This is a genomic window from Mycobacterium sp. AZCC_0083 (assembly GCF_014202335.1).
Classification (GTDB): domain Bacteria; phylum Actinomycetota; class Actinomycetes; order Mycobacteriales; family Mycobacteriaceae; genus Mycobacterium.
On record NZ_JACHGP010000002.1, the window covers coordinates 554,467 to 572,923 of the forward strand.

Sequence of the window (18,457 nt, forward strand, 5' to 3'; positions counted from 1 at the left end):
GCGAGTCGAATCCCCTCCCCGCGCACGGAAATCAGAAAGGCACCCCCCTGCCATGGCCAATCAGATCAACCCAGGGCTCATCTCGCAGTTCGCCATCGCCCGAACCACTCGTCGGCGGTTCCTTGGCGGAAGTGCCGCTGCCGCAGCCGCTCTCGCGCTCGCCGCGTGCGGATCCAACAGCACAACGAGTTCCAGTAGCTCATCGGCCCCACCGCCGGATAACGGCTCACCCGCGACTGGCAATCTGCGCATCTCGAACTGGCCGCTGTACATGGCCGACGGGTTCGTCGCGGCCTTCCAGAAGGCCTCCGGTCTGACCGTGGACTACAAGGAGGACTTCAACGACAACGAGGAGTGGTTCGCCAAGAACAAGGATCCGTTGTCGCGCAAGCAGGACATCGGTGCGGACCTGGTGGTGCCGACGCAGTTCATGGCGCTTCGACTGAAGGGCCTTGGCTGGCTCAACGAGATCAGCGACGCCCGCGTGCCGAACAAGAAGAACCTTCGGCCCGATCTGCTCAATGACGCGGCGGACCCCGGTCGCAAGTACACCGCGCCATACATGACCGGCATGGTCGGGTTGGCCTACAACAAGGCCGCCACGAAGCGTGCCATCACCAAGATCGACGACCTGTGGGATCCCGCCTTCAAGGGCAAGGTCAGCCTGCTCTCCGACATGCAGGACGGCCTCGGCATGATCATGCAGTCGCAGGGCAACTCTGTCTCCGAACCCACCATGGACGGTGTTCAGAAGGCCGTCGACCTGGTCAAGGAGCAGAAGGACAAGGGCCAGATCCGGCGCTTCACCGGCAACGACTACGCCGACGACCTGGCGGCAGGCAACATCGTTGTCGCGCAGGCATACTCGGGTGACGTCGTCCAGTTGCAGGCCGACAATCCCGACCTGCAGTTCGTCATCCCGGAGTCCGGTGGCGACTGGTTCATCGACACCCAGGTGATCCCGTACACGACGCAGAATCAGCATGCCGCCGAGGCGTGGATCGACTACGTGTACGACCGAGTGAACTACGCCAAGCTGGTCGCCTTCACCCAGTACGTGCCCGTGTTGTCGGACATGACCGACGAGCTCAACAAGATCAATCCGAAGCTCGGCGCCAACCCGCTGATCAATGTCTCGGACGCCGACAAGGCAAAACTGCACACCTGGGCGTCGCTCACCGACGAGCAGACCCAGCAGTTCAACACCGCGTACGCCAGCGTCACCGGTAGCTAGATGGCGGGGGCAGCTAGCAGCAACCGCCAGCGCAGCAAGATCGCGCCCTACCTGATGATCTTGCCCGCGCTGGCATATCTCGCGATCTTCTTCGTCATCCCGTTCTGGTCGTTGTTCCGCACGTCGCTGTCTACGTCGGGTGGCTCGTTCTACCTTCCGACGCTGACGTTTGCATGGGACTTCAGCAACTATGGGCAGGCGTTGACCGCATACCAGGATCAGATCGTGCGTTCGCTGACGTACGCCTTCACCGCGACCGTGATCTCACTGGTGATCTCCTACCCGCTCGCCTATGCGATCGCCTTCAAGTCGGGGCGGTACAAGAACCTGCTGCTCGGTCTGGTCATCCTGCCGTTCTTCGTGACATTCCTGGTCCGCACACTGGCCTGGAAGACGATCCTGGCCGACGACGGCTTCGTGGTGCACACGCTCGGTTCGGTCGGGCTGCTGCCGTCCGACGGGCGGCTGTTGTCGACCAGCTGGGCGGTGATCGGCGGGTTGATCTACAACTCGATGACGTTCATGATCCTGCCGCTCTATGTGAGCCTGGAGAAGATCGACCCGCGGCTGCTCGAGGCCTCGAAGGACCTGTATTCGACGAGTTTCCGGGCATTCCGGAGGATCATCCTGCCGTTGTCGATACCGGGTGTGCTCGCAGGAAGCCTGCTGGTATTCATCCCCGCAATGGGTGATTTCATCAATGCCGACTATCTGGGCAGTACGCAGACCACGATGATCGGCAACGTCATTCAGAAGCAGTTCTTGGTGGTGAAGGACTACCCCGGCGCGGCGGCGCTCAGCTTCCTACTGATGGCCATGATCCTCGTCGGAGTGTTGTCGTACACGCGTGCGCTCGGCACGGAGGACCTGGTATGACGCTGCAGGAAGGCACCGCGATCGTCGATGTGATCGATAGCCCGGCCGCCAAGACCAGACGATCGTTCAAGGGCACGGGCACGGTAGGCGATTTCATGCTGCGGGCGACGGCCGGCCTGGTCCTGCTGTACATCTTCGTGCCGATCTTCGTGATCGTACTGTTCTCGTTCAACAAGCCCGCGGGCAAGTTCAACTACACCTGGCAGGGTTTCACGCTGGACAACTGGGCCAATCCGCTCAAGTACCCGGCACTGGCCCAGGCGCTCAAGATGAGCATCGAGGTCGCGGCGTTGTCCACCGTGGTGGCGGTCGTGCTGGGTACGTTGCTCGCGATCGCGCTTGTCCGCCAACGATTCCGGGGCAACAAGGCGGTCGAGACGTTCCTGGTGCTGCCGCTAACCGCACCCGAGGTGGTGATGGGCGCATCACTGCTGACCCTGTTCCTCGACCTCGGCTGGGCGACGGGCTTCGCCACCATTCTGATCGCGCACATCGCCTTCGAGATCAGCTTCATCGCGATGACGGTGCGGGCGCGTGTCCGTGGCTTCGACTGGACGCTGGAGGACGCCTCGATGGATCTGGGCGCCAGCCCGACGCGCACCTTCTTCAAGGTGACGCTGCCGCTCATCGTGCCCGGCATCGTCGCCGCAGCGATGCTGTCGTTCGCGCTGTCGCTCGACGACTTCATCATCACCTACTTCGTCAGCGGCTCCACAGTGACGTATCCGCTGTACGTGAATGCCGCCGTGAAGGCTGCCGTGCCACCGCAGATCAATGTGTTGGCCACGGCGATCCTGCTGATCAGTCTGCTGTTGCTCGCCGTAGGAACGCTGTACCGCCGCAAGCGAATCGACAGCTAGCTCCGTCTTACGGTGACCAAGACGCGGCCCCGCTCGTCACGGTTGGCGACGGCATGCGCGATGCGGTCCCTGCCGTCGATCCCGAGCAACTCGATGGGCGCCCCAGCGCCGAGGAAGTTGTGCCACCACGTCTTGGCGTCGGGGGTGGCGACGCCGATGATGATGTCGTTACCGGAGCGTCGGTAGCCGACAATCAGTTCCACGGTCTTACCCGACCGACGGCCGACGTAGCGGATCTTCGTCAGACCGCGGCCGACGAGCCTGCCAAGCACCGGCGCCTCGAGTAGAGCGATGGCCACCCTGTTGATCATGGGAACAACCGGTGAGGTGTTGATCGCGCGTTCCATGTGAACCTCCTTGTCATGAACCAACCCCGGCGGGCACCGGAGCCGTGCGAGCACCGGCGCGGGCGGCACCGATGCCTGCACCGACCACGAAACAGATGCCGAAAGTGCCTGCTGGGCCGGGGATCTGGTGCAGTACGACGAGACCGACGATCATGGCGAACGCCGGCTCGAGCGCCATCAAGGTGCCGAACGTCGCCGTGGTGAGTCTGCGCAGCGACATCATTTCCAGTGCGAACGGCACGACGGGCAGCAGTATGGCCAGCCCGATGCCGATGACCAGGATGTCGGGCGTCATCTTGGCGAGCACCGCCGGCCCGGCCACCAGCGTCGCCACCACCCCGGCGACCGGCATGGACACCGCAAGACCGTTGATGCCGTCGACTCCGTCACCGACGTGCTGGGTGAGCAGGATGTAGGCGGCCCAGCACACCGCCGCGGCCAGCGCGTAGAGCACACCGATGGGATCGACGGTGCCGGCCCACGGATCGGTCAACAACACCACGCCGACCCCGGCCAGGCCTGGCCAGACGAACCGGTGCCCACCGCTGCCCCTCGCCACCGCAACGCCGAGCGGACCGAGGAACTCAAGGGCGGCCGCGGTGCCCAGCGGGATGCGGTCGACCGAGGCCATGAACAGCATCGTGACGCCCGCCGTGACGACGCCAAGCATCACGCAGGCCATGAACGTGGAGCGGGTGAACGCCGACGGCCGCGGACGCACGATGACGAGCAGGATCAGGCCTGCCCATGTCAGGCGCAACCACGCCGAGCCCTCGGCTCCGATCCGGTCCATCAGCCCGATCGACAGGGCAAGGCCGATCTGCACGCACACCATCGACCCGGTCGCCATCAGGACGCCGGTGCGTACGTGGTTCGTGGTCATGTCTGCATTGAACGGCACCGCAACCGTTCACGTCCACGTGATTTATCCGTACATACCGTTCGAGAAACACGAACGGTTGCAGGTGCCCTATGAGGTTGACATGTGATCGGTGGCGCGGCCTTCTGCATCGTGATCCCGGCTCAGGGCTCGGGCAAGTTCGGTCTCGACGCCCTTTGGCTTCGACGCATCCGACCGGTCGCCGCCGGCAACGGCTGACCGGTACCAGTAGACCCCCGCTGGCGGGAAGACAAGTGTGCTGGCAGCGGGGACGACGTCGGCCCGTTTGAAGGCAACCCTGGAAGGTGCCCAGGAATTGAGCCGAACGTCAACGGAAGAAGCACCATGCGTACCAAACTGAATTACATCGCTCCGCTGTTCGCGGCAGGAGCTGCCGCGCTGGCGATCGCGGCCGCGCCGATCGCTGCGGCCGATCCCGGTCCCGCTATCGCGCAGTCCTGCAGCGGGACCGGTTCCGGAACCGAATGCCAGTCACCGGGCAACGTCCAGCTCGACGACTCCCCTCCTCCGGTTAGCTACGACCCCTACGGAGGCGAAGGGTTTCTGATCGGCGGCTACGGCGCCTACGGCGATCACGGTGGATTCGGCGGCGGCGGATTCGGCGGCGGCGGCTTTCACGGCGGCGGCGGCGGTGGTGGACACCGATGACCAAATCACTCCGGCGATTCGATGATCAGGTGCGGGAGTTCGATGCTCCACCGAGCCTGCCGCAGAACCTTCAAAGGGTGCTGGTCGATCTCATCGAACTGCACCTCCAGGGCAAGCAGGCGCACTGGAATCTGATCGGCACCAACTTCCGGGACCTGCATCTGCAACTCGACGAAATCGTCGACGCCGCACGCGAAGCCAGCGACACGATTGCCGAAAGGATGCGTGCCCTCAACGCGATTCCCGACGGGCGATCCGACACGGTCACGGCGACCACGACGCTGCCGGCCTTCCCGCCGGCTGAGCTCAACACCACCGACGTGGTCGACCTCGTCACCACCAGGATCTACGCCACGGTCGACACGATCCGCACCGTTCACGACGACGTCGACGCCGCCGACCCATCCACCGCCGACCTGCTGCACAACGTCATCGACGGGCTGGAGAAGGCCGCCTGGATGCTGAAGTCGGAGAACCGCAAGGTCTGACGACGACCGGCGCCCTTCAGGGACGCGGACCGATGGTGAACGTGAACTCGTCGACACCCTCGACGCCACCGCTGACCTCATCGCCGGGTTGCATCGGACCAACGCCGGCGGGCGTGCCGCTGAAGATGAGGTCACCGGGCGCGAGGGCGACGGCCTGCGAGATGTAGCTGAGCATGTCCGGAACGGACCAGATCAGGTCCTTCAAGTCGCCGCGCTGCTTGAGCTCACCGTTCACCTTCAGCCAGATCTCCCCGGCATCGGGGTGCCCGACCTCCTCCACGGAGTGGATGGGGCTGCACGGCGCCGATGCGTCGAAACCCTTGGCCCAGTCCCACGGCCTGCTCAGTTTCTTCGCGTCGTCCTGGACGTCGCGGCGGGTGAGGTCGACGCCGACGCCGTAACCCCAGACGAGACTTAGCGCTTCCGCCGCCGGGACGTTCACGCCACCGGCCTTCACCGCCACCACCATCTCAATCTCGTGATGAAACTCCGAGGTGAGTGAGGGGTAGGGAATCACACCGGCTGCGTCGACGACGGCATCGGCGGGTTTCATGAAGAAGAACGGCGGCTCGCGGTCGGGGTCCTTGCCCATCTCGCGGGCGTGGGCCGCGTAGTTGCGGCCGACGCAGAACACCCGGCGGATGGGGAAGCGCCCGACTCCGGTGCTCACCGGAAGCGACGCGACCTTGGGCGGAGGGATCACGTAGTCACTCACAGTGCATTTTTACCCGGGCTCGCTGCGTGGCGGGTGAGAGCCGTCTCCCGAGTGCACTCAAATGGCCGGGAGGTCGGCGAGAGCGAGCCCGAACCCGTCTTCGAGGGAGCCCTCGGTCTGCATGCCACGTTCGAACAGCAGCTTGCTTCTGGCCTGAGTCTCTGGGCGACTGAGGCCCGCGAGGAACAGTTGACTGTCTTCGTGCAGGGCGTCAAGGCTTGGCAGCGCGATGTCGTTGACGCGTCGTTTCGCGTCGGCGATTCCCGCGCGCGGGAACCGCGCGATGCGACTCGCGAACGTCGAAATGAACGCAGGCAGTTCGTCTTCCGGTAGTGCCCTATTGATCCAGCCATAGCGTTCGGCGAGCTCGGCGGGGAAGTCATCGGCCCCGAGAAGGGCCTCGAGCGCTCGCCCGCGTCCCATGAGTCGAGTCAGATGTTGCAGGGCACCTGCGCCAGGGACGGCGCCGACACCGATTTCGGGCTGACCGAAGACCGCGCGGTCGCTTGCGAACCGCATGTCACACGCCAAGATGAACTCGCTGCCTGCGCCGCGCACCCGCCCGGTAATCGCGGCGATCGACACCTGGTCGAGGGTGCTGATGCGACGGTACAGGGCGCCCAACTGTGCGCCCGGTTCCAGCCGAGCCAGTACGCTGCCCAATTCCGACGCCCGATACATGTCAACGTGGGCGCTGAAGAAGTCCGGGCTGGCGCTGCCGAAGACGACCACCGAAACGTCGTCATGCGATTCCAGGTGCTCCACCAACGTGATGAGGTCACTCACCATCTCCGGGCCGATCAGGTTGAGCGGTGGCGCGTTGAGAGTGGCATATAGCACTCGATTGTCGATACGAACGTCGAGCGTGTCCAGGGAAAGCATGTCGTCCCTCTCGTCAGGTGGGAATTTCAGTGCCTGCTGATTCGGCCACCATGTATTGGGCGTACCAGGCCGGCCAGTCCGGATCCTCCTGGCCGATCCGCGTCTCGTGTTCGCCGTGCGCGGCCGCTGCCCGACGCAGCGCGGCGGCGAGATCGTCGGCGGAGCTGAATGATGCGGTCTCGTCGATTCTTCCGGGAAGTCGCGTGGTGATCTCTTGTAGCCACCAGCGATTGCCGTCGGGGTCGACGAATGTAGCGAACGAGCCATAGCTGACTCGGTCAGGCTGCGGACCGCCTACTCTCCCGTCGGTGCCTGCATGGTGGAAGACACCACCCGCGTCGTGGAAGACCTCACTGACGTCCGCGCCGGCATTATCCAATTCCGTTCGCGCGGCGTCGATATCGGCGACTATCAGATGCAGCCCGGTGACGGGCGCCGCGCCTGCCTCGGCGACGCCGGTGCCGAAGATGATCGAGCACGGCGAGCCGGGCGGGGTCAGCTGGATGACCCTGAAATCGTCCCCGGTGGAGACATCGGCGTCCAGGCGCCAGCCCAAGGTCACATAGAACTGTTTGGCGCGGTCGACGTCAGCAACGGGAAGTACGACGACTTCGAGTTTGAGATCCATGGAACGTCGCGCCCTATGCGTCGGCCAACGCAGCGCTGCTGGCAAGTGCTGCCCGCTCGATACTTGCTGCGAAGCGGGGAGTCTCGAGTGCATTGTGTTTCGCCGAGGCCGATGTGTGCGCGGCTGCGGCCCGTTCCAGGGTCAATCCGGCCTTGTCGAGAAACTCCAGGAAGTCGGCGGTGGGTCGAACGACAACTTCGTTGGTGAACTTCAATCCGTCGCCGTCGGGCTCGGCGGTCAGTTCCCAGGTCACCTGGATGTTGGTGCGATCGCCGGTTTCTGTGAAGACATCAGAGATCGACACCATTTTGCAGTGCAGCTTGTCGACGATCTCACCGACGTAGTGCTCGACGATCAGCGAGTCGCCGACCTTCTCGACGTTGATCGACATCGGGCGTCCGTCGTCGGTGGTGGTGTAGCCGGCGGCGATGTGGTCAGGTGGGGCGCACCGTTGGTACTCGGCGTCGGGGATGCCCAGCAACCACTTGCCGATGTCGACTTTGTCTGCGGGAGCGTTGATCCGGGCCTCGAAGGCAGAGCGTGCTAGCAACAGATCGGAGCGAATTGTGGTCATCTGGAATCCTTTCAAATGGCGAAACGGGTTTGTCAGGCAGCCGAGGTCTGGCTGCCGAGGATGGTGAGGAACTCGTCGGTGGTGAGGATGGCGTGGGCGTACTGAGGTGCGTTGACGTCGAACGTCGCGGCCATTTCGTCCCAGTTGAATGCGCCGATGGCATCGCGGATGAGGGTGACGTGATAGCCGAGTTCTTGGCCATAACGCGCGGTGGTGTCGACGCACGTGTTGGCCTTCATGCCGATGATGACGATCTTCTGGATGCGGTGTTGCTTGAGGACCATGTCGAGGTCGGTATTCGCGAAGCCGCTCGAGGCCCAATGCTGGCTCATCACCAGTTCTGCCGTGCGCGGCTCGAAATCCGGATGCCATTGCGCACCCCAACTTCCGGCTGCGAACGTCTGGCCCTCGACGACGCGGTGTTGTGTCGGCGAGAGATGATCCCACGTTCGGTAGTCATTGGGCGCGGTTTGGTGATGCGGCACGATGAGGACCCGGAAACCCTGGCTGCGGGCAGCGGCGAGCACGGCGCGCATGTGGTCGAGCAATCCGATCCGTTCGGCGATCTCCTTCGCCCGGGGCCACAGCTTCCCGCCTTCGGAGAGGAAGTCGTTGTACGGGTCGATGATCAGCAGCGCAGTTTCGCTCTTGGAGTAGGTATTCGACATGGCCGGCATCGCTTTCTCACCTGCTCGTGATTGGCCCTCGACGGGTTCCATGTGCTCATGATGATGAATGGCGCGCTGCGCTCGCGCCCGGGAAACCCCCGGGCACTATGGGGCGCAATGTGGCCCCGGGGTTGGCCGGTCAGACGTCCTGGACGTGTGTCGGATGGCCGGCCAGCGCGGCGTCGAGTTCACGGCGAGAGGTGATCTTCAGCTTGGCGAAGATGTTGCCAAGGTGCCATTCCACCGTGCGTGCGCTCAGGAACAGCTGGGCACCGATCTCGGAATTCGTTCGCCGCTCTCGCGCGAGTTGGGCTATCTGCTGTTCCTGGGCCGTGAGTTCGGCCCCTCCGGGGCTGCTGTTTCGCCGACGTACCTTTTCGCCCGTCGCTTGCAGCTCACGCTGGGCGCGCTGCGCGAACCCGTAGGCACCCATTGCAGCCAGCCCCTCGTATGCGGATTTCAACTGAATCCGTGCGTCAGCGCGCCGGTTTTGGCGACGCAACCATTCGCCGTATACGAGGCGAGCACGCGCCAGATGAATCGTCACCCGAGTGTGACTGAACCGCTCGATTGCTTCTCGATAGAGCGCATCGGCAGTGTCATCTTCAGCGGTGAGCGCGCCACTTCGCGCGGCCATCGCACGTGCAACCTCGCTGCCGCTCGCCGAGGCGATCACAGTCAATCGCTTGACCGCGGCGTTGGCGCGTTCGAGTTGATCACTTCGAGCGGCGCCTTCCGCCAGTTCGTACAGCGCTCGCCAAGGAAAGCCTGCTACGAAATCGATGTCCGCACTGGCATTTTCCGCGGCGTCGGCCGCCGATGCGTAGTTGGCGATGCCGTTGTACAAGACCGCCTTCGCGTACTCCACGTACGCCAGCTTCCAGCCCTCCCCCGTTGTCAATGCCCCTTCGGTCAACTCCGGTACGGATCCGTGCACCACCGATGCGTCTCCACGCCAGGCCGCCGCAAGCACAGCGGTACGGGGCGAACGGGCGGCCGTGACTGCCGGATGGATGCGGTCGGCTTCCATCTGCGCGGCTTCCGCCTTGGCAAGCTGGCCTGCCTGAACATAGAACTCGGTCAGGGAATCGAGCGCGAAGGGAAGCGCGCTGAGCATTCCGGTCTTGCGCGCGAGCTCCACCTGGCCGGTGCTTAGCGCATGCCAAGCCTCGTCGTCGCACAAGTGCATGGCCATGACGTTGTACCCGAATCCGACGAGACCTGGATCATGCGATTCGTTGCAGTACTGGCGCACGGCCTCTCTCAGGGTCGGTGCCGCGGCAACATAGCCGTCGGCCATCCAAGTGGCGAACCCATGCACCAGCAGCTGTATTGAGGGCGTCGGCGCAGGATCCAAGGGGAGAGCTTGGGCAGCGCGGGCAATCACGCGACGGACGTCCGGATCGCCGAGCCGGCCGGCGTAACTCGTGGCAATGAGTGCTTGCAGGTATGTCTCACGCGCAAGGTCGCTATTGATCGTCTCAAGTCGGGTAGCTGCCTTCAGCAGCAACCCCGGCGCATCTCGACCGCGGTACACGACGGCCACTTGAGCTCGAATGAGGTCGACCTTCACTTGTTCGAGTTCGGTGAGCGGACCGCCGGAAGCCTCGGCCAACAATCGATGAGTGGCGTCGAAGTCACCTGCTTGGTACTTGGCCTGGGCGGCGACGAGAGCTCGGGACGCGCGAACAGCCTCGTCCGGGGTGACGGCGACCGCGCGTTCCCAGAACGCCGCCGCAGCAGCAGCACCTCCGCGCCCGTGTGCGCGGTCGGCCGATCCAATCAGTTCGGCGGCAACTTCTTCATCGGGAGCTGATACCGCATAGGCGCGGTGCCACGCTCGCCGGTCGGGGTCGACGTTCACATCGGTCTCCGCGGCCAACGCCCCATGCGCCTGCCGTCGTCGCTCGATGCTTACGGTGCGATACACAGCCGAACGCAACAAGGGATGACGGAATCGGATCGACGCACCGACAGTCAGTAAGCCGGTGTCGATCGCGGCCCGCGCAGCATCGACGCCCAGGCCAAGTCTCTTGGCGGCGCGTTGAATCAGCGCCGTGTCACCGACGGAATCGGCAGCGGCCAACAAGACCAGCTGTTGGGTGTCCTCCGGCAACGTGCTCAGGCGTACCAGGTACTCGTCTTCGATGCGGTCGGAAAGACTCACCGCGTCGACGGTCGCGAATCCCCCCGCGAACCCCGCGGCACCCATCCGCGCGCCAAGTTCCAATAGCGCCAACGGATTTCCCTGCGTCTCATCGACGATCCTGGCGCGAACCCTCTCGTCCACCCGTCCCGCGCTGACGGAGCCCAGAAGGGCACGCGACGACCGATCGTCCAACCCCTCGATGCGCAGTTCCGGCAGGCCCATCAAATGATCCGGCGCCGTCACTGGAGCACGCGCGGCGCACACCAACCCGACCGGTTCGGCCAGTAGCCGACGCCCGACGAACCCGACAACCTGCGCCGAGGCTTGATCTAGCCAATGCGCATCCTCGACGACACACAGAATCGGTCCACGCTCGGAGGACGCCGCCAGAAGACCCAATGTCGCCAGTGCCACCAGCAGCTTGTCGGGGCTCTTGCCGGTCTCAAGCCCGAGGGCGACGCTCAGCGCATGCCGCTGCGGCTCGGGCAATGCGTCGAGGCCGCCCATGAACGGTGCACACAACTCGTGCAACTGCGCAAACGGCAACTCCATCTCCGACTCGACGCCGGCGCACCGGGCCACCGTGAACCCCGTTGCCGCGCTCACCACGTAGCCCAGAAGAGCCGTCTTGCCGATTCCTGCCTCGCCCCGCAGCACGAGCACACCACTGTGACTGCCGCGAACCTGCTCCAACAAGCCATCCAAAGCCGCGCGTTCTCGGCTGCGTCCCAGCAACTGCGCAGAGGCGAACGTCGACAACGGGCGATAGGCCATCAACCCATCACCGCCTCGGCCTGCGAGCGTGACCACGTTGGGTGCTCTCATCGGCAGCGGCCATTGCGTCCCCAGGGTCTGATCTTGAAGCCTGATGAGATTCTATGGCTCGTCTCCGCGCCACCGCAGGAGCATCGGCGGCGGTCTAGGTATGCGAGTTCACGCCGTTGGTCCGCGCAACGGAAACGGATCGTCGGTGAAGTCGATCTGCGCCGCGGGATTGCTGATGGCCGTGACCGTGCCGGAGCCAAACGGGCCGGCGTGATCGAACAGTGTGGCCGTGCCAACGCCGACGCCGTCGGCCACCAAGTGCGAATCGGCCTGAACGCCGATCCAGTCGCCCAGTGGCAACCGCGCCAGCGCCACGGTCAGGTCGCCATTGATGTACCCCACCCCCGCCGAGCCGAGATTGGTGACCAGGCTGGTGCCCTCGGCGGCCATCGCCGCGTTCACGAACGGCGTGTTCGTCGCGCCCGAGACGACGTCGATGGCGCGGTTGAAGGTCCGCTTGCGCGAGGTGTTCTGGTGGTCGGCGATCGCGTGCGACCAACCGCCGTCGTCGCTGCCGATGGACATGGGGCGCAAGCCATCGCTCTCGGGCGGCGGCGTGAAATCCATGCTGGCCGACCATTCTTCGCCCCGCGGCGCGGACGAGCGCCGGTACTGGACCAGCACTGCCCTGACCACGACGACACCGTCCTGGATCAGTTCGCACTCGGAATTCCGCACCCGCCTGCCGTCGCGCACCAGCCGCGTCGTGGCGGTGGTCTCGACGCCGCGGGCGGCCTTGAACAGGTCGACCGTGAGGCGCGCGGGCATGAAGTCGTCCAGCCCGTGGGCCTCCTCCAGCGCGCGGGCGACCAGGGCGACCAACGCCGGGCCGTTCAGATGGTCCTCACCCCAATGACTTTGCGCGTTCGACGTCGGAAGGAACCGATCAGGTGCGGTCTGGGTGAAGTGTGCCGGGCGCGCAGTCATTCCCGCATCGTCGCATGAGATTGATCGATCGCACTCAATGCGTTCACCGATTGCGGATAATGCCCGGGTGGACACTCGCCGCCTTCAACTCCTCCTCGCGCTGTCCCGGATGGGATCGATGCGGGCGGTCGCCGAGGCGTACCACCTGACGACGTCGACGGTGTCCCAGCAGATCGCGGCTCTGGCCAAGGAGACCGGCACGCCGTTGATCGAGCCGGAGGGACGCCGGGTGCGGTTGACGCCTGCCGGCCGCCGCCTCGCCGACCACGCCGTCACGATTCTCGCCGCCGTCGACGCCGCACGCCTCGACCTGGACCCCGACGCCGACCCCGTGGGGACGCTGCGGGTCGGGGGGTTCGCCACGGGCATCCGGGTCTCGTTGCTGCCCATCCTCGCCGACCTGGCCCAACGCCATCCCGGGGTGGCGGTGGTGATCAGCGAGTACGAGCCCGTCGAGGCGTTCGCGCTCCTCGCCGACGACGACCTCGACCTTGCCCTGACCTACGACTACAACCTGGCGCCTGCGGGCCCGGGGCCGTCCCTCGAAACCGTTCCGTTGTGGTCGATCCCGTGGGGCCTCGGCGTTCCGAGCGACGAGCCCGACCGGCCCCCGGACGTGTCCGCGTACTGCGACCGCAGCTGGATCGTGAACTCGCGCAACACCGCCGATGAGGACGCGGTCCGCACGCTGGGGGCGCTCGCCGGGTTCGCCCCGCGCATCGCGCACCAGATCGACAGTCTGGAACTGGTCGAGGACCTAATCCTCGCCGGGTACGGGGTGGGGTTGCTGCCGGTCGGCAGGCCCACGGGCCTGGGTGTGAAGGTGGTCCCGCTGTCGGACCCAGCAGTGGTCCTCACCGCATACGCGGTCACCCGGATCGGTCGCGCTACGTGGCCTCCGCTGCGCGCCGTCCTCGACCGGCTGCGCCCATCGCCGGGTCCGTTGCCGCGACTGGGATGGCCGCGTCCCGCCGCAGGCGTGTGAGGCTGGACGTATCAGGCGGCGTCGGTTCGCCGCTCGTCACGCTTGCGGGTGTCGGTCGACCACAGGTGGCCGCAGCCCGGGCACTGAAGATGCACGATCATGCCCTGGTTGCTCAACAGGTAATGCCAGTGCGTATCGCAGTTGCGCGCATTCGAGCAGTCGTCGCAGCCTCGGCCGGGCCGGCAACTCGGGCACTGCAGCCAGGCACGCCGCGCGCGGTCGGCGGTCGGGTCAATCGGCAACATGGCTGGCCGATCGATCGGGCAGCACACCTGCTGCGACCAGTTCGTCGTAGATGCGTTGCTGCTCGGCGTCGAGGTCGGCGTACAGCATGTCGTACGCATGCTCCTCCTCGGCGAGGACCGCGACGGGGTCCCAGTCGTCACCGACCGCGGCAAGCACCGCACTGCGGCGACGTGCTTCGTCGAGCGTCAGGTCATATGCGAAATCGAGGTTGCCACGGGGCACCCCCAGGGTCAGTTTCTGATACAGAGAAAGTGCGGGTGCCCTAATAACGCGCAATGACATACGTCACGTTCCGCGTTAATAACTCGTCACACTTCGCCTACCCGACGGTCACTGCCCCTCGGTCAACGTCCGCACGCTGTGATACCGCTCGACCACCTCGGGCGTCGGTTCTCCCGTATAGGTCACCGTCGTGCCGACCGACCACGACGGCGGCGCGTCGGCCCCGGACAGCGTCCACGCCGCCTGCCGGGCCGCACCAAGCGCGACGTACTCCGCGGGTGTCGGGACGTGCACCGGCATGCCAAGGATCACCGGGGCGATCCGCCGGACCGCCTCCGAGCGCGCGCCACCACCGACCAGAATCACGCGTTCGACGTGCACGCCCTGCTCGGTGATCCGGTCGATGCAGTAGGCCATCGAGCTGAGCAGACCCTCAACCGCAGCTCGGGAGACATTGGCGGGCAGCAGATTTCGTGTCGTCACACCGTGCAACGCACCGGCGGCATCGGGCAGGTTGGGCGAGCGTTCGCCATCGAAGTAGGGCACCAGCACTAGCCCTTCTGCGCCTGCGGGCGCCGACAGCGCGAGCCGGTCGAGTTCGTCGAAGTCCACCCCGAGCATGGTCGCGACGGCGGCAAGCACCGGAGCACCGTTGAGCGTGCAGACCAGCGGTAGCTGCCTGCCCGTCGCGTCGGCGAATCCCGCGACAAGGCCCGAGGCGTCGTGCGGCGCTGCGTCGCCGACCGCGCTCACCACAGCGGAGGTGCCCAGTGACACCACGCAGTCCCCCGGCCCTGCGCCGATGCCGAGCGCCGCGGCGGCGTTGTCCCCTGCGCCTGGGCCGAGGAGTGCACCTGCGGCGGTCCGTCCCCCTGCCTGGTTCGGCCCGAGGACCTCGGGCAGGTGGGGGTTGCGGCCGCGCATGGCGAGCATGAGCAGGTCCGGGTGGTACTCATCGCCCTCCGCGGCGAAGTACCCGGTCCCGCTGGCGTCGCTGCGGTCGGTGCGCAGGTCGGCGATGTCGGTGGCCTGCGCCAGTCGCCAGGTGAGCCAGTCGTGCGGCAGGCACACCGCGGCCGTGGCATCGGCGTTCCTCGGCTCGGTGTCGGCCAGCCAGCGGAGCTTGGCTGCAGTGATCGCCGCGACGGGCACCACCCCGACGCGCTTGGCCCACTCCCCCGGTCCGCCGAGTTCGGCGACCAGGTCGGCGGCAGCCCCACTCGAGCGCGTGTCGTTCCACAGCAGGGCGTTCCGCACCACCGTGCCCGACGCATCGAGGCAGATCATGCCGTGCTGCTGGGCGCCGACGGAGATGGCAGCCACGTCGTCGAGACCACCGGCGGCCGCGGCGGCGGACTGCAGGGCCGACCACCACTGCACGGGGTCGACCTCGGTGCCGCCGGGGTGTCGCTCCGACCCCGCGCGCACCGTCTCGCCGGTGTCCGCGTCGCAGACCATCACCTTGCAGGACTGGGTGGACGAATCGATTCCCGCGACGAGAGTCACGCAACCTCCTCGGATGTCTGGGGAAGTCCAGCGTAGTGCGAAGCTGGTGCGGTGAGACGCCCCTTCGTCGCCGCCGCGCTGGCTGCCCTGCTGGTGACCGCCGCAGCACCTATGCCGACGGCGGCGGCGGACTGCTCACCCGGGCCGACCGCCTCGGATTGCGACCTGCAGAACCGCGTCGCCGCCGCAGACGCCTACCTAACCACCCGCCCCGGTTCGGTCGGATACGTCCTGCGCGACCGCAAAACGGGTGCGATGTATCGCAATTCGCACGCAGGCGAGCTCGTCTGGACCGCGTCGACCATCAAGTTGGCCATGGTCGTCGATCTGCTCACCCGCCAACGCGCGGGCATAGTGACCTTGAGCGACTCCGACCGAAAACTGATGGCCGCGATGATGCACTCGTCCGACGACGATGCCACCGACACACTGTGGGCCCGCTACGGCGGACCCGATCACCAGGCCTTCAACGCCGCCTTCCCCCGGTACGGCATGACCGATCTGCAACCGCAACGCGGATTCAGCAGCATCTACCCGTATTGGGGATTCCAGAAGTCGACGGCCAATGACCTCGACCGGCTGATCAACTACACGCTGACCAACCTCCAACCAGCCGAGACCGCAGCAATCGTGTACGAGCTGCAGAACGTGGCGACCAATCAGCAGTGGGGGGTGTGGGGTGCGGGGCCTGCAATGGCGCCGGGCAACAAGGACGGCTGGTCGCTGGAGCAGGGCGGCTGGGTGGTGAACTCGGTCGGATTCGCGGGGCCCGGGCAGCGGTACACGCTCGCGGTGATGAACTCCCTCGGCGGTGCAGGCGGCTACGACGACGGCGTGGCCACGACCACCCGACTCAGCCAAGTTCTGCTGGCTGGACGACCCGATTGACGGTCGGCTGTAACGCCGCCGGCGACACCGCCGATTATGCTCTTAGCTGGTGTAATTAAGCCGCTGATATTCCTTTCGGGGTTGGTATCACTGGTAGCGTTGAATCAGCGACGACATTCCGCATTCCGCTGAATGTCTTCAGGGTGGGTCGGTCTGAGGTATCGGAAGGTAGACGAGAATGCGAATGATGACGAAACTGGTTGCTGGGTCGTGTGGTTTGGCGTTTGCGCTGACCACAGGTGCCGGGATCGCCTCCGCAGTACCGGATGTGAGCCCGATCATCAATTCGACTTGCACCTATCCGCAGGTAATGGCGGCGCTGAACGCCGAGAATCCCGATGCGGCCAACCAGGTGACTTCCAACCCGATTGCGAATGCGTGGCTGCAACAGCTCGTCGCATCGCCACCGGAGGGTCGTCGGGCGATGGTTGCGCAAGCGCAGGGCGTGCCGGCACTCGCGCAATACACCGGGCTGATCTTCCAGGTTGCGGGTACCTGCAACAACTACTGACCGCCATTCGGGGCAGTCATGGGTGATCCAGGTTTGTGACGCCGCCGGCCGGGGAATCCCGCCAGCATGTTGATCAGACGAATCGCCCGTCCCATGCTGGCTGCGACCTTCGTCGGGCGCGGCGTCGAGGCGTTGCGCAGCCCCAAACCTGCGGCCGACGCAGCGCGGCCCACGCTCGAAGGTCTTGCCAAGCTGCCCGATCCGGTCGGGCCGAACGTCCCGAGGAACGCCGAAACCGTGGCGCGGGTGAACGGCGCCGTTCAGATCGGTGCAGGGCTGCTGCTCGCCACCGGTAGGTTCCCGCGTTTCGCCTCGGCGGCGCTGGCCCTCAGTGTCGTGCCGGGAAGCCTTGGTGGAAACAGGTTCTGGGCCGAGGGCGATCCAGCGCGCAAGGCCGAGCAGCGGCGGGCCTTCGTCGCCGACATCAGCCTGATCGGTGGGCTGATCATCGCTTCGGTGGACACGGAGGGCAAGCCGTCACTGGGCTGGCGGGGCCGCCGCGCCGCGCGCACGGTAACCGAGGCCGTGGTGACGGCACTACCGGTGGGCGCGGCTTCCAGTAACGCGCTCACCGACGGCGTCTTGGCCGAGAAGCTGGGTCACGGGTTGCAGCTCGGTGCCGAGCGGGGCCGTGAGATCGCGCATCTGGCGCTCGAACGCGGCTCGGAGCTCGCCGACGTCGCCCGCGAGCGCGGGCCTGAACTCGCCAAACTGGCCCGCGAGCACGGCTCCGAGCTGGCCGAGGTGGCCCGCGAACGCAGTGGCGATCTGGCTGAGGTGGCCAGGGACCGTGGACCCGAGCTTGCCCGCCTGGCCCGGGAACGTAGCGCGGAATTCGCAGACACGGCCAAAACCGAGGCGCGGAAGCACCGCCGGCGCTGAAGTCCACCAGTAGATTGACCGTATGACTGCTGGCGGTTACGACCCACAATCCGGCCCATACCCGACGCACGTCGAGCCGGGCGGCCTTGGTGCCCGGTTCCTCGCCCGCCTGATCGACGGAATCATCGTCGGGGTCGTCGGATCCATCGTGCTCTTCGCGCTAGATCTTCAGTCCAACATCATGGTGACGGGACTGTTCACCGGGTTGCTCACCTTCGTCTACTTCGTCGCGTTCGAAGTGACCCAAGGCTGGACCCCCGGCAAGAAGCTCCTCGGCCTCAGCGTGCACGGACCGGCCGGAGCCGCGAAACCCGATGTCAGCCAGTCCGCGATCCGCAATGCGTTCACGGTCCTGACGATCATCCCGTTCGTCGGCGGCCTGCTCGCCTTCATCGCCATCATCGTGATCGCCGTGACCATCAACGGCAGCCCCACCAAGCAGGGCAAGCACGACGAACTGGCCGGTGGCACTCAGGTCGTCAAGGGCTGAGCCGC

General features: G+C 65.7%; 22 protein-coding genes. 10 read left to right on the plus strand and 12 right to left on the minus strand.

Going from position 1 to position 18,457, the window contains the following annotated elements; all coding sequences use genetic code 11:
• The first annotated feature begins 52 nt into the window (after positions 1 to 52).
• Genes HNP02_RS06285 through HNP02_RS06295 form a run of 3 tightly spaced genes read left to right on the plus strand, consistent with a single transcriptional unit; the run spans position 53 to position 2,970 of the window.
• Positions 53 to 1,234 (plus strand): spermidine/putrescine ABC transporter substrate-binding protein, encoded by a 1,182-nt coding sequence (locus HNP02_RS06285; protein WP_184436184.1) that lies wholly within the window; start codon positions 53 to 55, stop codon positions 1,232 to 1,234.
• Positions 1,235 to 2,110, plus strand: a complete 876-nt coding sequence (locus HNP02_RS06290) for an ABC transporter permease (RefSeq protein ID WP_184436185.1) — start codon at positions 1,235 to 1,237, stop codon at positions 2,108 to 2,110.
• Positions 2,107 to 2,970, plus strand: a complete 864-nt coding sequence (locus tag HNP02_RS06295; RefSeq protein ID WP_184436186.1) for an ABC transporter permease — start codon at positions 2,107 to 2,109, stop codon at positions 2,968 to 2,970. The genes HNP02_RS06290 and HNP02_RS06295 overlap by 4 nt, the downstream gene beginning before the upstream one ends.
• Here the strand turns inward: HNP02_RS06295 and HNP02_RS06300 are convergent.
• Both HNP02_RS06300 and HNP02_RS06305 read right to left on the minus strand, forming a co-directional pair.
• Positions 2,967 to 3,317 (minus strand): hypothetical protein, encoded by a 351-nt coding sequence (locus tag HNP02_RS06300; protein WP_184436187.1) that lies wholly within the window; start codon positions 3,315 to 3,317, stop codon positions 2,967 to 2,969. The genes HNP02_RS06295 and HNP02_RS06300 overlap by 4 nt on opposite strands.
• A gap of 13 nt (positions 3,318 to 3,330) precedes the next feature.
• Entirely contained in the window at positions 3,331 to 4,200 is an 870-nt protein-coding gene (locus tag HNP02_RS06305; protein ID WP_184436189.1) for a DMT family transporter, read from the minus strand.
• 342 nt (positions 4,201 to 4,542) lie between these two features.
• Between HNP02_RS06305 and HNP02_RS06310 the strand changes: the two genes are divergently transcribed.
• Positions 4,543 to 4,866, plus strand: coding sequence for a hypothetical protein (locus tag HNP02_RS06310; protein ID WP_184436191.1), 324 nt, complete (start codon positions 4,543 to 4,545; stop codon positions 4,864 to 4,866).
• Entirely contained in the window at positions 4,863 to 5,354 is a 492-nt protein-coding gene (locus tag HNP02_RS06315) for a Dps family protein (RefSeq protein ID WP_184436193.1), read from the plus strand. The genes HNP02_RS06310 and HNP02_RS06315 overlap by 4 nt, the downstream gene beginning before the upstream one ends.
• Positions 5,355 to 5,370: 16 nt before the next feature.
• Here HNP02_RS06315 and HNP02_RS06320 read toward each other — a convergent pair whose 3' ends face one another.
• The 7 genes from HNP02_RS06320 to HNP02_RS06350 form a co-directional block, all read right to left on the minus strand.
• Entirely contained in the window at positions 5,371 to 6,069 is a 699-nt protein-coding gene (locus HNP02_RS06320) for a fumarylacetoacetate hydrolase family protein (protein WP_184436195.1), read from the minus strand.
• Between the two features lie 57 nt (positions 6,070 to 6,126).
• Positions 6,127 to 6,951 (minus strand): enoyl-CoA hydratase/isomerase family protein, encoded by an 825-nt coding sequence (locus HNP02_RS06325; protein WP_184436197.1) that lies wholly within the window; start codon positions 6,949 to 6,951, stop codon positions 6,127 to 6,129.
• A 13-nt stretch (positions 6,952 to 6,964) separates the two neighbouring features.
• Positions 6,965 to 7,579: a VOC family protein gene (locus HNP02_RS06330; protein ID WP_184436199.1), complete on the minus strand. Its 615-nt coding sequence runs from the start codon at positions 7,577 to 7,579 to the stop codon at positions 6,965 to 6,967.
• 13 nt (positions 7,580 to 7,592) lie between these two features.
• Positions 7,593 to 8,153, minus strand: a complete 561-nt coding sequence (locus tag HNP02_RS06335) for a hypothetical protein (RefSeq protein WP_184436201.1) — start codon at positions 8,151 to 8,153, stop codon at positions 7,593 to 7,595.
• Between the two features lie 32 nt (positions 8,154 to 8,185).
• The gene (locus HNP02_RS06340) at positions 8,186 to 8,830 is read right to left on the minus strand and encodes a cysteine hydrolase family protein (RefSeq protein WP_184436203.1); all 645 of its coding nucleotides are present in this window, start codon (positions 8,828 to 8,830) and stop codon (positions 8,186 to 8,188) included.
• Positions 8,831 to 8,960: 130 nt separating this feature from the next.
• On the minus strand, positions 8,961 to 11,795 hold the full coding sequence (locus tag HNP02_RS06345; protein WP_255506234.1) for an AAA family ATPase: 2,835 nt from the start codon (positions 11,793 to 11,795) through the stop codon (positions 8,961 to 8,963).
• A 108-nt stretch (positions 11,796 to 11,903) separates the two neighbouring features.
• A complete protein-coding gene (locus HNP02_RS06350) occupies positions 11,904 to 12,722 on the minus strand; it encodes an acyl-CoA thioesterase domain-containing protein (protein ID WP_184436205.1) in 819 nt (272 codons plus the stop codon).
• A 67-nt stretch (positions 12,723 to 12,789) separates the two neighbouring features.
• Here HNP02_RS06350 and HNP02_RS06355 point away from each other — a divergent pair, with 67 nt between their 5' ends.
• Positions 12,790 to 13,707 carry a LysR family transcriptional regulator gene (locus tag HNP02_RS06355; protein ID WP_184436207.1) on the plus strand — a complete coding sequence of 306 codons (918 nt, stop codon included), beginning with the start codon at positions 12,790 to 12,792 and terminating at the stop codon, positions 13,705 to 13,707.
• Between the two features lie 11 nt (positions 13,708 to 13,718).
• Here the strand turns inward: HNP02_RS06355 and HNP02_RS06360 are convergent, their stop codons facing one another.
• The 3 genes from HNP02_RS06360 to HNP02_RS06370 all read right to left on the minus strand — a co-directional run bounded on the left by HNP02_RS06360 (position 13,719) and on the right by HNP02_RS06370 (position 15,681).
• Positions 13,719 to 13,952 (minus strand): hypothetical protein, encoded by a 234-nt coding sequence (locus HNP02_RS06360; RefSeq protein WP_184436209.1) that lies wholly within the window; start codon positions 13,950 to 13,952, stop codon positions 13,719 to 13,721.
• The gene (locus HNP02_RS06365; protein ID WP_184436211.1) at positions 13,939 to 14,175 is read right to left on the minus strand and encodes a DUF6400 family protein; all 237 of its coding nucleotides are present in this window, start codon (positions 14,173 to 14,175) and stop codon (positions 13,939 to 13,941) included. The genes HNP02_RS06360 and HNP02_RS06365 overlap by 14 nt, the downstream gene beginning before the upstream one ends.
• Positions 14,176 to 14,283: 108 nt before the next feature.
• Complete coding sequence (locus HNP02_RS06370) at positions 14,284 to 15,681, minus strand: FGGY family carbohydrate kinase (RefSeq protein ID WP_184436212.1); 1,398 nt, start codon at positions 15,679 to 15,681, stop codon at positions 14,284 to 14,286.
• 111 nt (positions 15,682 to 15,792) lie between these two features.
• Between HNP02_RS06370 and HNP02_RS06375 the strand changes: the two genes are divergently transcribed.
• The 4 genes from HNP02_RS06375 (at position 15,793) to HNP02_RS06390 (ending at position 18,452) form a co-directional block, all read left to right on the plus strand.
• Positions 15,793 to 16,569, plus strand: a complete 777-nt coding sequence (locus HNP02_RS06375) for a serine hydrolase (protein WP_184436581.1) — start codon at positions 15,793 to 15,795, stop codon at positions 16,567 to 16,569.
• Positions 16,570 to 16,786: 217 nt separating this feature from the next.
• Positions 16,787 to 17,080: a hemophore-related protein gene (locus tag HNP02_RS06380; RefSeq protein ID WP_255506235.1), complete on the plus strand. Its 294-nt coding sequence runs from the start codon at positions 16,787 to 16,789 to the stop codon at positions 17,078 to 17,080.
• Positions 17,081 to 17,146: 66 nt separating this feature from the next.
• Positions 17,147 to 17,962 (plus strand): DoxX family protein, encoded by an 816-nt coding sequence (locus HNP02_RS06385; RefSeq protein ID WP_184436222.1) that lies wholly within the window; start codon positions 17,147 to 17,149, stop codon positions 17,960 to 17,962.
• Positions 17,963 to 17,984: 22 nt separating this feature from the next.
• Positions 17,985 to 18,452: an RDD family protein gene (locus HNP02_RS06390; protein WP_184436224.1), complete on the plus strand. Its 468-nt coding sequence runs from the start codon at positions 17,985 to 17,987 to the stop codon at positions 18,450 to 18,452.
• The last annotated feature ends 5 nt before the right edge of the window (positions 18,453 to 18,457 follow it).